Below are 14182 nucleotides of genomic sequence, written 5' to 3' on the forward strand. Positions count from 1 at the left end.
AACCGTGGTTTCGGCAAGATCGGCGGGGTCCTGGACAGGTTCCGGCGGCGCGGTCTGTGGTACCAACGTGGCATGGCCATCGACGACCGACCCGCCCCGCCCACCACCGCTCCGTCCCGGCGTCGATCGGTCCCCGCCGAGATCTCGCGCTCGTGGCTGCTCGTCTCCGGCACCGCGTCCGAGCGCTTCGACGGCGCCGTCCGGTCCCGTGCCGACCAGGTCATCCTCGACATCGAGGACGCCGTCGACCCCGCCGCGAAGCCCGCGGCTCGGTCCACCGTGGCCGAGTGGCTCACCGGCGGCGGTGACGCCTGGGTGCGGATCAACGACGTCACGACGGACTTCTGGGAGGACGACGTCGAGGAGCTCCGCGGGCTGCCCGGGCTGCAGGGCGTCATGCTCGCGAAGACCGAGAGCCCGGCGCAGGTCACCGACACGTGGCACCGGCTCGGCGGCCACACCCCCGTGATCGCCCTCGTCGAGTCCGCCCTGGGCATCGAGGAGTCCGTGTCGATCGCCAAGGCGCAGGGTGCGTTCCGCCTGGCGTTCGGCAGCGGTGACTACCGCCGCGACACCGGCACCTCGTCCGACACGCTGGCGATGGCGTACCCGCGGTCCCGGCTCGTGGTCGCGTCCCGCGTGGGCGACCTGCCCGGCCCGATCGACGGCCCCACGGTCGGCTCGTCGCACCCGATCCTCCGCGAGCAGTCGCAGGTGGCGGTGTCGCTCGGCCTGACCGGCAAGCTCTGCCTGGACACCGAGCAGCTGCCCGTCATCAACGAGGTCATCTCCCCCACCCCGACCGACGTGGCCTGGGCGCAGGACTTCCTCGACGACTTCGAGGCCCGCGGGCGCGTCATCCGCGACGGCTCCGACCTGCCCAGACTCGGGCGCGCCCAGAAGATCCAACGACTCGCCGAGGCCTTCGGCGTGGAAGCACGCTGAGGACACGATGACCTGGTCAGCTCCCGACCCCGCCCGCCGCCCCGATGCGGCAGCCGATGCCTGGGCACGGGGAGGCTCGACGCTCTTCCCGCCCGGCAAGCTCGCCGACCGGATCTCCACCGTGCTGCTCCTGGTGTTCGGGGCGGTGCTGACGGTCGTCACGACGATCGTCGCCGTCGTCGCGATCGCCTCGGCCACGGCGTCGTGTGACGCGGCTGCGGGCTGCACACCCGGCGGCTGGTTCGGCGGCGCCGCGATCGCGGTCGGTGGGGCGTTCGTGATCGGTGTCGCGACGGTCGTGCTCGCGATCGGCGCGTGGGTGCGGCGGCGGACGTCGTGGTGGATCGCCGCGGTCGGCTTCGTGCTCGCGATCGTGTGCATCACGATCGGCGGGGTCGTGTTCGTGCAGGCGTCCGACGGCGCGGCGGCGGGGTCGAGCAGCACGGTCGCGTGAGCGGGCGGGGTCGCCCCCTCCGACTCGGAACGACAACGCCGCTGTCGTATGACCTCGACGTCGTCGCACCATGCGCACGCACGCGCCGACATCGCATGCGTCGAACGACTCCTGCGACGTCGACCCATGCGCACGCACTGCATCCGTCGACATGATCCGACACGACGGACGTCGAACGACACGTGCCACGTCGCACGATGCGGACGCAGGCCGCGGGCCCTGGACCCAGCCACCCACAGGACGGGAGGCTCGGTGCCAGGCCGCCACGAGCCTCCAGGCCGGTGGGTGGGGACCACGCACCGCGCGCACGCCGCCCCGTTCCTGAACCCCGTCGCGCGGCACAGCGCATGCTGGGCCCATGAAGCAGCGAACCATCGGTGACACCGACGTCAGCGCGATCGGACTCGGCGGCATGCCGATGTCCATCGAGGGACGACCCGACGAACGGCGTTCCATCGCCACCATCCACGCCGCGCTCGAAGCGGGCGTGACCCTCATCGACACCGCGGACGCCTACCACCTGGGCGGCCACGACGAGGTCGGCCACAACGAGGAGCTGATCGGCCGCGCGGTCCGTGAGTTCCACGGCGACGCCGGCAGCGTGCTCATCGCCACGAAGGGCGGGCACCTCCGTCCCGAGGCCGGCAACTGGACGCAGAACGGCGACCCCGCCTACCTCAAGGAGGCGGCGAAGGCGTCGGCGAAGCGCCTCGGCGTCGAGACGATCGACCTGTACCAGTTCCATCGTCCGGACCCGGCCGTGCCGTACGCGGACTCGATCGGGGCGCTCGCGGAGCTCCTCGACGAGGGCGTCATCCGGATGGCGGGCATCTCCAACGCCGACGTCGACCAGATCCGGCAGGCGAACGAGGTCCTCGACGGGCGCCTCGTCTCCGTGCAGAACCAGTACTCGCCGGCGTTCCGGACGAGCGAGGCCGAACTCGAGCTCTGCGACGAGATGAGCATCGCCTTCCTGCCGTGGAGCCCGCTCGGCGGCATCGCCGGCGCGTCCGACCTCGGCACGACCTACCAGGACTTCGCCACCGTGGCGCGGGACCGTGGGGTCACGCCGCAGGTCATCGCGCTCGCGTGGGAGCTGGCGAAGAGCGACGTCGTCATCCCGATCCCCGGTGCGTCGCGCCCGCAGTCGATCCTCGACTCCGTGACCGCGGCCACCATCCGCCTCCGTCCGGAGGACATCGACCGGCTCGACCGGTCGCTGGCGACCGCCTAGTCCGCAGCAGACGACGACGCGCCCCGACCCTCCTGACGGGAGGCTCGGGGCGCGTCCGGCGTGCGGGCTGCGGTCAGCCGGTGGCTGAGCGCGGTCGGCTCGGCCGGGCTGTGCTCGGCTCAGCCTGGCTGTGCTCGGCTCGGCCTGGTTCGGCTCAGCCGCAGACCTTGCTGAGCGACTTCGTCGAGGACTGCGCGTCCGTGATGGCGGACTGGAGCTTCGTGGCGTCGGCCGAGGCCGGGTCCTTCGCGTACGTCTCGAGCTGGCCGACGAGCTTCGAGAACGACTGCTCGAACTCGGACGCCGCAGCGTGGACCTGCTCGTTCGAGACGTCGTCGGTCGCGGCCTTGAGCTTCGCGTCGAACTCCTGCAGCTCGGAGACGGCTTTCTTCGGGTTGCTCTGCAGGTTCGTGGTCTGCTCCTGCAGCTCGCTCGACACCGACTTCATGTCGCCCTCGAGCGACTTGCACGCCGCCGCCTTCGACTGCGCCTTCGGTGTGGGCGTCGCGTCGGCGCCGGACCCGCCCGAGGCACAGCCCGCGAGCAGCAGGGCCGTGACGACGGCGGTGGTGAGTGCGGCGGTCTTCTTCATGGTGGTGGTCCCCCCAGGTCGTCGCGGGCCAGGGCGGCCCTCGGAACGACGCCGAGCGTACACACGGTCCACGCGGACGGACGCGTACCGTCGAGGACATGCAGGCCATCACCTTCGACGCCCCGGGCGACGAGCACGTCCTCACCCTCTCCGAACTCCCCGACCCGACGCCGGCTGCCGGCGAGGTCCTCGTCGAGGTCGCCGCCGCCGGGGTCAACAACGCCGACCTCCAGCAGCGCCAGGGGAACTACCCGCCGCCGCCCGGCGCCTCGGACGTGCTCGGCCTCGAGGTCTCCGGCACGATCCGCGCCCTCGGTGCCGACGTCACCGGGTGGGCCGTCGGCGACCGCGTGTGCGCCCTGCTCGCCGGCGGTGGCTACGCCTCGCTCGCGGTGGTCCCCGCGTCGCAGCTCCTCCCCGTGCCGGACGGGCTGGACCTCGTCGAGGCGGCCGCGCTGCCCGAGGCCGCCTGCACGGTGTACTCGAACCTCGGCATGCTCGCCGGGCTCCGCCCGGGGCAGACGCTCCTGGTGCACGGCGGCACGGGCGGGATGGGGTCTCACGCCGTCCTCTGGGCGAAGGCCCTGGGCGCGCGGGTGATCGCGACCTCGGGTGGGGAGCGGAAGGTCGCAGCCGCCCGCGAGCTCGGAGCCGACCTGGTCATCGACCACCGCACCGAGGACTTCGTCGCCCGCGCGAAGGAGTTCACGGACGGCGTCGGCGTGGACGTCGTGCTCGACGTCGTCGGTCCGGACTACCTGGAGCGGAACCTCGACGTGCTCGCGCCGAACGGGCACATCGCCGTGATCGCGTCGGGCAGTGGCACCGAGGCCCCGCTGCCGTTCGGTCTGCTCATGCGCAAGCGCGCGACGATCAGCGGCACGACCCTGCGCGCCCGGCCCCTCGCCGAGAAGGCCGCGATCGTCGAGGCCGTCCGCGCCGACGTCTGGCCGTTCGTCGTGGACGGTCGGGTGCGCCCGGTCGTCGACGCCGTGCTGCCGCTCGCCGAGGCCGCCGAGGCGCACCGCCGCATCGCGTCCGGCGACGTCATCGGGAAGCTGCTGCTCACGCCGTAGGGCGCCGGCGTCCGCCGCACGCGCCCGTCGGTCCGCTGCGGTGCACGCAACCGCCGCTCCGCAGCGGACCGATCACCGGCTCGTGACGACGACTCAGATCCAGGTGCTCGCCCCGGCGCACGGTTCGAGTGTCGAACGCCGTTCGGTCGACGACAAGCAGAGGCCGCTCCGCGCGTTCACCAGGTGGCCGTCCGCATCCCACGACCAGTGCTGGTTGTCGCCGCCGTTGCACGTCCATGCGTTCACCGGCGACCCCGGGGTCGTCCCGTTGGCGTCGAGGCAGAGGTCGAGTGCGGTCAACTCGCCGCGCGGTCCGTTGCCCCAGCGCTGGTTGTCGCCGCCGGTGCACGACCACGAACCGACGGGGGCACCCGCCCAGGTCGCATGGTCCAGCAGATCGAGGCACCGTCCACCGTCACGGATGGGGGCCCCGGTGAGCACCGGCGGGTCTGCGGGCTCAGTCGTCTCCGGGAGCGTCCAGCGTGTTGCGCTCGCGCACGGCTGCAGCGTCAGGCCCGCAGCCGTCGGTGAGCCCGGGACGCTCGACGACGACAGGCACGCCCCGCTCTGTGCGCCCCGGAGCCTGCCGTCCGCGGTGGTCTCCCACTGCTGGTTCGTCCCGCCCGTGCAGGACCAGATCGTGACAGCGGACCCGACCGACGACCCGTTCGCGTCCAGGCATCGGTACTGCGTGCGGAGCGAACCGTCCGCCGCGTGCACCCAGTTCTGGTTGGTCCCCTGGTGACAGCTGGTCCAGACGTCCACCAGCGCGCCGTTCCCGGTACCGCCCTGCAGATCCAGACAGGCACCGTCCGAGGCGACGACGTGGCCCCCGGCGGAGTTCCCGAGACCGTTCTGCTGCACGGTGTCCGTCGCGCGTTCGACGAGGCGGGTCCCCGCTGCACAGGTGGTGCTGGTCGACGTCGAGGTGCGAGTCGCCTGGACCCCGTCGGCGCCGACCGGAGTGCTGACCGTCATGCTCGAGAAGGCCTCGTCCTCGCAGCGTGCTTCGTCGGAGTTCCAGTCGAAGTACTCGGTCCAGCTGCCGATGTCCTGCGAGACGCGCCCACCGGCGGGCGTCTTCACGCTGCCGAGCAGGTGTCGCTCGCCCGAGGTCAGGTCGTCGATCCCGCCGGTGATCCAGCCATCGGGCGCCACGGTCAGCCGCGTCCGGTACGTGTGGCCGGCTTCGGGTCGTATCCCCTCGATCCGGCAGCTCGAACCGCTGCCGTCCTCCTCGAACGTGATGCACTTGGCGTCCGGCCCCGGCCTGCCGCCGGTGGAGTCCCAGATGCTCATGAGGAACTGACCCGACCCGTTCTTCCAGCGCTGCATCCCGATGTACCCGCCGGCGCTCTTGGTCAGCCCGAACTGTGTCGACCAGTAGACGTTGGCATCGCCGGGTGAGACGTCGAGCCGCTGCGTCTGCGTGAACCCGGCCACCGGGGCGTCGAACGACGCGTTGACGTAGCTTCCCGGGGTCTGGCCCGTGGCGTTCGCCGCATCGGCCGCGACGACCGGGGTGACGAGCCCGCCGACCAGGCACACCAGAGCTGTCAGGCCACGAGACCGAGCGTGTTTGATGTTCCACATGCCAGACATTCTGGCACGGGGCGCCGACACCTCCGGTTGCGCTCAGGCCGCCGCTCGACGTGCGTTGCGCCGAGGAGCCGGCGGGGCTGTGTGCGCCGGTGGACAGGGTCGTCAGGCGCCGACGCGGGCGAGGAACTCGACGAGCATGGAGTGTTGCGGGGCGCCGAGGACCGCGGACATTCCGCCCCGGCACGACGGGGCGCGAAGCGCGCACCGGGGCGCGAACCGGCGCCGCACCACCGGTGCCGGCCCGCACCACGCACGGACGCGGTGCGAGCCCGCTTCCGTTGTGCGGATCCGGACGGCACCGCCTGGAGGCCCGGCGCGCGCCCGGCGGGCTGGCGCCGGGCCTCCAGGCCGACGGATCGCGCCCGCCCGCGGACGTCGCGCCCCGGCACGACGGGGCGCGAAGCGCGCACCGGGGCGCGAACCGGCGCCGCACCACCGGTACCGGCCCGCACCACGCACGAAGGCGGCGCGAGCCCACTTCCGTTGTGCGGACGCGAACGGAACCGCCTGGAGGCCCGGCGCGCGCCCGGCGGGCTGGCGCCGGGCCTCCAGGCCGGGAGTCGCGCCCGCCCGCGGACGTCGCGCCCCGGCACGACGGGGCGCGAAGCGCGCACCGGGGCGCGAAGCGGCGCCGCATAACCGGTGCCCGCTCGAACCACGCACGGACGCGGCGCGAGCCCGCTTCCGTTGTGCGAATGCAGACGGAACCGCGGCGCGTCAGGCGCCGACGCGGGCGAGGAACTCGACGAGCGCGGGGTGCTGCGGGGCGTCGAGGACCTCGGCGGGAGTGCCCTGCTCGACGACCTCGCCGCGGTGCAGGAACACGATGCGGTCGGCGACGTTCCGCGCGAAGTGCATCTCGTGCGTGGTCATCAGGATCGTGGAGCCCTGCAGCTTGAGCTCGGTGACCAGGTCGAGCACCTCCCCGACGAGCATCGGGTCGAGGGCGCTCGTGACCTCGTCGAGGAGCAGGAGCTCGGGGTCGGACGCGATCGCCCGGACGATCGCGACGCGCTGCTGCTGCCCGCCGGAGAGCCGGTCCGGGTAGGAGCCCGCGAAGTCGGCAAGGCCGATCCGGTCGAGGAGCCGACGGGCGGTCTGCTCCGCCGTCGCTCGGTCGACGCCGTGGACCTTCCGCGACGCCAGGGTCACGTTGTCGAGCACGGTGATGTGCGGGAACAGGTTGAACTGCTGGAAGACCACGCCGATGCGCGCCCGGGTGGCGTCGACGTCCACGCGCGGGTCGGAGATGTCCGTGCCCTGCAGCAGGACCTGTCCGTCGTCGATGCCCTCGAGCAGGTTCACGGTCTTGAGCAGCGTCGACTTGCCCGAGCCGGACGCCCCGATGACACAGATGACCTCGTGCCGGTCGACGGTCAGGTCGATGCCGCGCAGGACCTCTTGGTCGCCGAACGCCTTCCGGAGCCCACGGAGCTCGAGGACGGGTGCGTCGGTCATACGGTGCCACCGATCTGTTCACGCCGCTGCTGCCGACGGGCGATCGCGTCCGTGACCCGGATGAGCGGCAGGCTGATCACGACGAAGAGCAGGCCGGCGACCAGGTACGGCGTGAAGTTGTAGGTCTCCGCCTGGGCGATCTGCGCCGAGCGGACGGCGTCGACCGCGCCGAGGATCGACACCAGGCCGACGTCCTTCTGCATCGAGACGAAGTCGTTCATCAGCGCGGGGGTGACCTTGCGGATCGCCTGCGGCAGCACGACCAGCCGCAGCGTCTGGGTGTGGGACAGGCCGAGCGACCGCGCGGCCAGGCGCTGGGACGGGTGCACGGCCTCCATGCCGGCGCGGAGCACCTCGGCGACGTAGGACGAGTACGTCAGCACGATCGCGATCGTGCCCCAGAACTCCGGGGGCAGCCGGGGGAAGACGCCGAGACCGGGCAGGCCGAAGCCGACCAGGTACAGCACGATGATGAGCGGCAGACCGCGGAACAGGTCGGTGTAGGCGGTCGCGAGCATCCGTAGTGGGAAGAACACCGGGCTGCGCAGGCCTCGGACGACGGCGAGCACGGTGCCGAACACCGCGACGCCGATCGAGGCGAAGAACAGGATCCGCACGTTCAGCCACAGGCCGAGCAGGATGTCGGGGAACGTCGAGGCGGCGACGCCCGGGTCGAAGAACGACTGCTGGACGGCGGCCCAGCCCGGGGTGTTGACGACGCCGAAGTACGCGATCGCCAGCACGACGAGCGTCGAGACGACGGACATGACGACGGAGCGGCGGCCGCGCTGGCGGCGCCAGAGCCGTCGTTCGAGCTCGATCTGGCTGGGTGCCGGCGCCGGTGCCGCGACCGGGGTGCCCGCGCCGGCTCCTGCTGGGAGGGTCACGTGCTACTTCAGGACGGGGGTGTTCGTCTCCGACGACAGCCACTTCGTCTGCAGGTCCTGCAGCGTGCCGTCGTCGTCGAGCTTCTTGAGCGCCGAGTCCACCTTGCTGGTCAGCTCCGAGTCCTTCGGCAGCACGAACCCGAACTGGTCGCCCTTGCCGTCCGAGGGGAACTGCGCCGAGACCGTGCCGTCGTCGAGCTGCGCGGCGGACATGTAGAACGCCGTGGGCAGGTCGGTGACGATGGCGTCGATCTGGCCGGACTTCAGCGCCAGCACGGCATCGTCGTTCGAGTTGAACACCTGCGGGGTGACGCCGAGGGTGTCCTTCACGCTGGTGATGCTCGTCGAGCCGGCAGCGACGCCGATCGTGTCCTGCTTGAGCTTGGCGACCGTGGTGTCGTCGATGGCCTTCGACTTCTGCGTCGTCACGACGGCCTGGGTCGTCGTGTAGTACGGCGACGACATGTCGACGGCCTTCTTGCGCTGCGACGAGATCGAGAACTGCTGCACGTTGAGGTCCCAGTCCTTCGGGCCGGGGGCGACCGCGCTGTCGAAGGTCGAGCGCTTCCACACGACGTCGGACTTCGCGTAGCCCATCTCCTTCGCGACGGCGTAGGCCACGGCCGACTCGAAGCCCTTGCCGGACTGCGGCTTGTTGTCCTCCACCCACGGGGAGTACGCGGGCTGCCCGGTCGCGATCGTGAGCTTGCCGTCGGACACGGTGCCGTCAGCACCGCCCGAACTGCCGGCGCTGCACGAGGACAGGGCGAGCGCGGCGACGGCGGCGGTCGCGACGGCGAGGGACAGGCGGAGGGTACGAGTCACGGTCGGGCCTTCGTGCGGGGGGCGTCGGGGGGCAGGGAGAATCGTACGGGGAACTGGTACACCACCGCGACCGGCGGCGTCACGGGGCGTCAGGACGAGAGCGTGAAGTCCTCGAACGAGAAGCCCGGGGAGACGAGGCAGCTCACCAGGACCTCGCCGTCGCCGGGCAGGGTCCGCTGCCACACGCCGCCGCGGACGAACGCCTGGGCGTCGTTCACGCGGTCACGGCCGGCGTCCGGCCCGAGGGTGATCTGCGCCCCGGGTTCGGGCTGGTCGCCGGACCCGCCGAGCTCGAGCACGACCGAGTCCGGTCCGTGCCACATCCAGATCTCGTCGCTCGTGACCCGGTGCCACGCGGAGGACTCCCCCGGCGGCAGCAGGAAGTGGATGAGGGTCGCGGCGGGCCGGTCACCCGCGGACGTCGTCACGGTCGCCGGGGAGGTCCACGTGCGGACGTACCAGCCGCCCTCCGGGTGCGGTTCCATCCCGAGGGCGGCGGCGCGCTGCGGCACGTCGAGCCACTCGATGACCTCGCCGTCGACGGTGCGTCGTGCCATCTGGTTCGTCATGCCACCATCTTCCCGCCCCGGGGAACCTCCACGTGACGGTCCGGACCACCGTCGGCACGCACCACCCCGCGGATGACCGTGGCGACCGCGCGGCCGGCACCGTCCTCCACGAGTTCGGCGAGCGCGTCGGGCACCGTCCGGCTGTCGACGTCGAACACGGCCAGGTCCGCGCGCGCCCCGACGGCGAGGTGCCCGATGCGGTCCTGCCCGACGGCGAGCCCCATCGCGTGCGCGCCGCCGAGCGTGGCCGCGGCGAGCAGCCGCTCGTGCAGGTCGCGGTCGCCGTACCCCTGGGCGCGGGCGATGCGGTGCAGTGCGGTGACGTCGGCCATCAGGTCGAGCGACGGGGACGAGGACAGCGAGTCGGTGCCGATCGCGATCGGGCTGCCCTCGCGGAGGTAGTCGGCGACGGGCGGCGGGTCGAGGCCGATGACCGCGTTCGACCGCGGGCACAGGGCCACGGCGGTCCCGCGCGCACGGAGCAGCGCCCGGTCCGCGGCCGTCATGTACACGCCGTGCGCGATGTGGCAGTCCGGCCCGAGCACCCCGAGCCGGTCCACGAAGGCGGTCGCGCTCGCGCCGAACCCGAGCGCGCGCATGGCCCGGAACGACGGCACGTTGGCCAGGTGCCAGTCCGTGCCGTGCAGGTCGGTCCCGTCGACCCCCGCGAGCCGCTCCCCCTCGAAGGCGGCCTCGCCGAGGTGCAGGTGCAGCCGCAGCCCGCGCTGCCGCACGATGTCGGGCAGCTCCAGCAGGGGTGCGACGTCGAGCGAGTACGGCGCGTGCGGGGAGAGGCCGGCCCCTGGCATGGTCGGGATGCGCGCGAGCTCGTCGAGGACCTGGTCACGGCCGTGCTGCTGCCAGGCCGCGTTCTCCCAGTCCATCACCTCCCAGTAGGCGATCCCGCCGAGTCCGGCGTCCTCGAGCGCGGTCGCGGCCTCGATGTCCGTCACGACGTCGGCGATGCTTGTCACCCCCGCCACGATCGAGCGGCGCGCGCCCTCCGCGGCTTCTGCCCGCCAGTCGTGCGGTTCGGCGTAGTCCTGGTTGAACGCGGATGCCCAGTCCTCGAACCCCTCGTACTGGCCGGAGCCGACACTGGCCATGCCGGTGTACTGCAGGTGCGAGTGCGCGTTGACGAGCCCGGGCAGCAGGGCCCCGCGCCAGCGCCGCTCGGTGAACGCGCAGCCGTCGAGCTGGTCGACGACCCAGGACCGCTCGCCGACGTGCAGGATCCGGCCGTCACGGACCGCGACGGCACCGTCGGCGATGGGCGGCGCGGTCATCGGCACGACGATGCGGGCCGAGTGCACCGTGGTGGCGGCCGTGACCTCGCTCATGCGGGGTCCCCGAAGCGGCTGGTCCGGACGTCCGGCTCGCGGTCGGCGGGTTGGCTGGCGAACCGGACTGGGCCCACGCCGCCGGTTCCGGGCTGACGCGCCAGCGGCAGGCCGGCCGTGCCGGTGGGGAGAGGCTCGGCTCGGCTGCCGAAGGCGGCGAGCGCCGCGCGGGCGGTCGCCTCGTCCACCGCGGGGTCGATCGGCACGACGGCACGCTCGAGTTCGTCGCCGTGCTCGAGGAGCATCCGCACGGCACCGAGCTGCGCCGCGAAGGAGAGGTCCATGATCTCGACCGGGTTGCCCTCGGCCGCGGTGATGTTGATGCACCCGCCGCGGTCGAGCACGACCGGCCCGGACGCGGCCCCGGGGAAGGTCAGGCGCTCTGCCTTGCGCCCGACGGTGTTCATCGTGGCTCCAGTGGCGAGGGCGGCGTCGAGCGCGACCTCCTGGTCGACCCCGCCGGCGACCGCGACCACCGCGTCGGGAGCGCAGGCCCGCAGGACGTCGAGGCTGATCGTGTCGGTGACCCCGGTCGCGCTCATCACCAGGTCGGCCTGCCGCACGGCGTCGACGAGCGGGGCGACGGCGTACCCGGCGAACAGTGCCTGCAGGGCGCGGACGGGGTCCGTCTCGGCGACCGTCACCGTGAAGCCGAGTGCGCGGAGCACCAGGGCGACCCCCTCGCCGACGTGACCGAACCCGGCGACGACCGCCGAGCCTCCCAACCGTTGTGGACGTGCGCCGGACGTGAGCCCGTCGACCAGGTCGAGGACCGCGAAGACCGTCGACTGCCCGGTGCCGTACCGGTTGTCGAAGAAGGTCTTGGTGCGGGCGTCGTTGACGGCGACGACGGGGATGCCGAGGTCACCGCGGGAGGCCATCACGCGCAGGGGGCGGAGGCCACTCGTGGTCTCCTCGGCCGCGCCGAGCATCGTCGGCAGCAGGTCCTGGCGCTCCTGGTGGGCCAGGCGGATCAGGTGCGCGCCGTCGTCGAGCAGGATGTGCGGCCGGGTGTCGAGCATCGCGAGCGCGAGGGCCTTCTGCCTGGGGATCGTCGCGGTGGACTCGGCGAAGACGGGCAGCCCGGCTCGTCGGAGTGCGTCGGCCACGGCGTCGTCGGTCTCGTCGGCGTGGGCGTAGACGACGACCTCGGCGCCGGCGTCGCGGAGGAGCAGGCTCAGCACGGCGGTCTTCGGTTCCAGGACCATGGCGACGCCGATGCGGGTGCCACGGAGCAGGCCGCCGTCGCGGAGTTCTGCCGCGACCGCGCGGGAGACCGGCATCGACCGTCGTGCCCAGCGCAGACGGGCGTCGGCGGCGGGGTCGTCCTCGGGGTCACGGCCCGTCGAGACGAGGAACACGTCGTCGGAGAGCATCGGCACGGCGAGCACGCCGGGTCGGGCGGGGGCGACGGGACCGAAGGCGTCCTCGTCGACCGCGGGGAGGTGCCGTCCGGCGTCGACCACGACGAGGGTGGCGCCGCGGGGGCGGTCGGCCTCGCGCTCGACGGCGGCGGTGCTCTCCTCGGGGGTGCCGAGGCACCAGAGCTGGTCGACGGGTTCGTGGTCCGCGGACGGGCGGGCGCCGAGGGCGGTCAGGAGCTCGTGGAGGGCCTGGCGGTCGCGGGGGTCACCGCCGACCAGGCGGAAGCGGCGGGCGGCGACGAGCAGGTTCGTGGCGGCGGCGAAGCGCCGGACGGCCGCCGAGGCCCAGGAGCGCGTCGGGAGGTCGGGTCCTGGCGGCATGGGTCAATCGTAGGGCGGGGTGGGGACGGCCTGTCGTCGTCGTTCTCGTCTCGTTCAGTCGAGCGGGCGCGGGTGAGGTGCGTCGTACCAGCCCCCGTGCCCGACGCCCGCTGCTGCGTCCTGGCGGCGGGCCCGGTTCCGGAAGTGCACCTGCACGCCGATGAGCACCGCGACGCCGATCGCCGAGACGAGCGCGAGCCCCACCACGTACAGCGTCGTCGCGAGCCCGGCGATGGCGGTGGGGACCGTGCCGTTCTGCGCGGCGGACAGCGGTGTGCCGGTGACGACGAAGGCCAGCAGCGTCGAGATCGTCCCGTTCGAGTCGTACAGCCCGTGCAGCAGCGACACCACGACGTAGGTCACCAGGACCGTCCAGGTCCAGCGGAACCGGGGTCGACCGTGCGACGCGCCGAACAGCACGGCGCCGAGGATCGCCGTCCAGAGCACGTGGCCGACCGGGGACAGGATCGCGCGGATGACCTCGGTCTGCAGCAGGGACACCAGGTCGATGCCGCGGGCGGTGATCGCCGCGTTGAAGGCGTACCCGGCGGACTCGAACGCCGCGAAGCCCGCGCCGACGGTCGCCCCGAGCAGCGCCCCCTGCCTGGCGGTCTTCGGGCGGACGCGCCACCCCACCACGACGAGCAGCACGCCCTTGACGAACTCCTCCACGAAGCCGACCACGACGTAGACGAGCGCGCCCTGCCGCAGGTCCGACTCGAGCAGCGACGCCCCGAGCACACCGAGGATCCCGCCGACGAAGAACGCCGTGACGAGCTGCATCGTGCTGACCGTGCCCGTGACTCGTTCGATGACGAAGAGCACCACGGTGAAGGGCACCAGGAAGCTGCCGAGCAGGATGATCGTCGGGACCAGGTTCGTGTTGCTCGTGTACACCGTGACGACGATCGTCACCGCCCAGAGCAGGAAGCCGACGAGCAGGGTCTTCCACCACCAGCCTCGGCGGTGGTGCGGGTGGTCCACGGGGACGGCTGGGGTCATGGCCATGCGCCCATCGTGCTCCGCGGGTGGTCGGGCTGCTGCCGGGATGTGCGCCGACCCGGGAATACGTGGGTCCACGGTTGTGGTTCTCGCGGACATGACCGATGTGACGTACGACCAGGTGACCATGTTCGGCGCGGACTGGTGCCGCGACTGCCGCCGCTCGAAGGCGCTGCTCGACACGCTCGGCGTGGAGTACACGTACGTGGACGTCGAGGCCGACCTGTCCGCCGCCGCCCGCGCCGAGGAGATCAGCGGCCGCAAGAGCATCCCCGTCGTGGTGCTGCCGAACGGCAAGCACTTCGTCGAGCCGTCGGACGCTGAGCTGCAGGCGGAGCTCGAGGCCTCCGGCGTGGTCTGAGTCCGCCCGCCGCTCGGTGACAGCGCGGCCGCCACGCGGCCGCGCTGCGTGACGGCGCAGCGGCCGCGCGACCGAACGTCCGACGTGTGGAG

Annotated in this window: 13 protein-coding genes and 1 pseudogene; 5 read left to right on the plus strand and 9 right to left on the minus strand. The window is 72.5% G+C overall.

The window, feature by feature from the left end; all coding sequences use genetic code 11:
* The first annotated feature begins 72 nt into the window (after positions 1–72).
* From BIU98_RS05895 to BIU98_RS05905, 3 genes and pseudogenes are all read left to right on the plus strand, one after another.
* Complete coding sequence (locus BIU98_RS05895; RefSeq protein ID WP_071273524.1) at positions 73–945, plus strand: CoA ester lyase; 873 nt, start codon at positions 73–75, stop codon at positions 943–945.
* A 4-nt stretch (positions 946–949) separates the two neighbouring features.
* Positions 950–1399, plus strand: a pseudogene (locus BIU98_RS05900) (DUF6264 family protein); the annotation flags it as partial.
* A 358-nt stretch (positions 1400–1757) separates the two neighbouring features.
* Positions 1758–2633 carry an aldo/keto reductase gene (locus BIU98_RS05905; protein ID WP_071273184.1) on the plus strand — a complete coding sequence of 292 codons (876 nt, stop codon included), beginning with the start codon at positions 1758–1760 and terminating at the stop codon, positions 2631–2633.
* Between the two features lie 154 nt (positions 2634–2787).
* On the opposite strand, the gene BIU98_RS05910 is transcribed toward BIU98_RS05905, so the two are convergent.
* Complete coding sequence (locus BIU98_RS05910) at positions 2788–3225, minus strand: hypothetical protein (RefSeq protein WP_071273187.1); 438 nt, start codon at positions 3223–3225, stop codon at positions 2788–2790.
* Positions 3226–3323: 98 nt separating this feature from the next.
* On the opposite strand from BIU98_RS05910, the gene BIU98_RS05915 reads away from it, so the two are divergent.
* Positions 3324–4301, plus strand: a complete 978-nt coding sequence (locus tag BIU98_RS05915; RefSeq protein WP_071273190.1) for an NAD(P)H-quinone oxidoreductase — start codon at positions 3324–3326, stop codon at positions 4299–4301.
* A 93-nt stretch (positions 4302–4394) separates the two neighbouring features.
* On the opposite strand, the gene BIU98_RS05920 is transcribed toward BIU98_RS05915, so the two are convergent.
* The 8 genes from BIU98_RS05920 to BIU98_RS05955 all read right to left on the minus strand — a co-directional run bounded on the left by BIU98_RS05920 (position 4395) and on the right by BIU98_RS05955 (position 13735).
* Positions 4395–5894: a ricin-type beta-trefoil lectin domain protein gene (locus BIU98_RS05920; RefSeq protein ID WP_175481299.1), complete on the minus strand. Its 1500-nt coding sequence runs from the start codon at positions 5892–5894 to the stop codon at positions 4395–4397.
* Positions 5895–6620: 726 nt separating this feature from the next.
* On the minus strand, positions 6621–7361 hold the full coding sequence (locus BIU98_RS05925; RefSeq protein WP_071273196.1) for an amino acid ABC transporter ATP-binding protein: 741 nt from the start codon (positions 7359–7361) through the stop codon (positions 6621–6623).
* The gene (locus BIU98_RS05930; protein WP_071273199.1) at positions 7358–8248 is read right to left on the minus strand and encodes an amino acid ABC transporter permease; all 891 of its coding nucleotides are present in this window, start codon (positions 8246–8248) and stop codon (positions 7358–7360) included. Before BIU98_RS05930 ends, BIU98_RS05925 begins: the two co-directional genes overlap by 4 nt.
* A gap of 3 nt (positions 8249–8251) precedes the next feature.
* Positions 8252–9073, minus strand: a complete 822-nt coding sequence (locus tag BIU98_RS05935) for an ABC transporter substrate-binding protein (RefSeq protein ID WP_071273202.1) — start codon at positions 9071–9073, stop codon at positions 8252–8254.
* 89 nt (positions 9074–9162) lie between these two features.
* Positions 9163–9642: a cupin domain-containing protein gene (locus BIU98_RS05940; RefSeq protein ID WP_254787803.1), complete on the minus strand. Its 480-nt coding sequence runs from the start codon at positions 9640–9642 to the stop codon at positions 9163–9165.
* Positions 9639–10982, minus strand: a complete 1344-nt coding sequence (locus tag BIU98_RS05945; RefSeq protein WP_071273205.1) for an amidohydrolase family protein — start codon at positions 10980–10982, stop codon at positions 9639–9641. Before BIU98_RS05945 ends, BIU98_RS05940 begins: the two co-directional genes overlap by 4 nt.
* On the minus strand, positions 10979–12727 hold the full coding sequence (locus BIU98_RS05950) for an adenosylhomocysteinase (RefSeq protein WP_071273208.1): 1749 nt from the start codon (positions 12725–12727) through the stop codon (positions 10979–10981). The genes BIU98_RS05945 and BIU98_RS05950 overlap by 4 nt, the downstream gene beginning before the upstream one ends.
* Before the next feature lie 54 nt (positions 12728–12781).
* Positions 12782–13735 (minus strand): PrsW family glutamic-type intramembrane protease, encoded by a 954-nt coding sequence (locus tag BIU98_RS05955; protein ID WP_071273211.1) that lies wholly within the window; start codon positions 13733–13735, stop codon positions 12782–12784.
* A gap of 91 nt (positions 13736–13826) precedes the next feature.
* Here BIU98_RS05955 and BIU98_RS05960 point away from each other — a divergent pair, with 91 nt between their 5' ends.
* Positions 13827–14090 (plus strand): glutaredoxin family protein, encoded by a 264-nt coding sequence (locus BIU98_RS05960; protein ID WP_071273214.1) that lies wholly within the window; start codon positions 13827–13829, stop codon positions 14088–14090.
* The last annotated feature ends 92 nt before the right edge of the window (positions 14091–14182 follow it).

The sequence above is a fragment of the Curtobacterium sp. MMLR14_010 genome, from assembly GCF_001865015.1.
Classification (GTDB): domain Bacteria; phylum Actinomycetota; class Actinomycetes; order Actinomycetales; family Microbacteriaceae; genus Curtobacterium.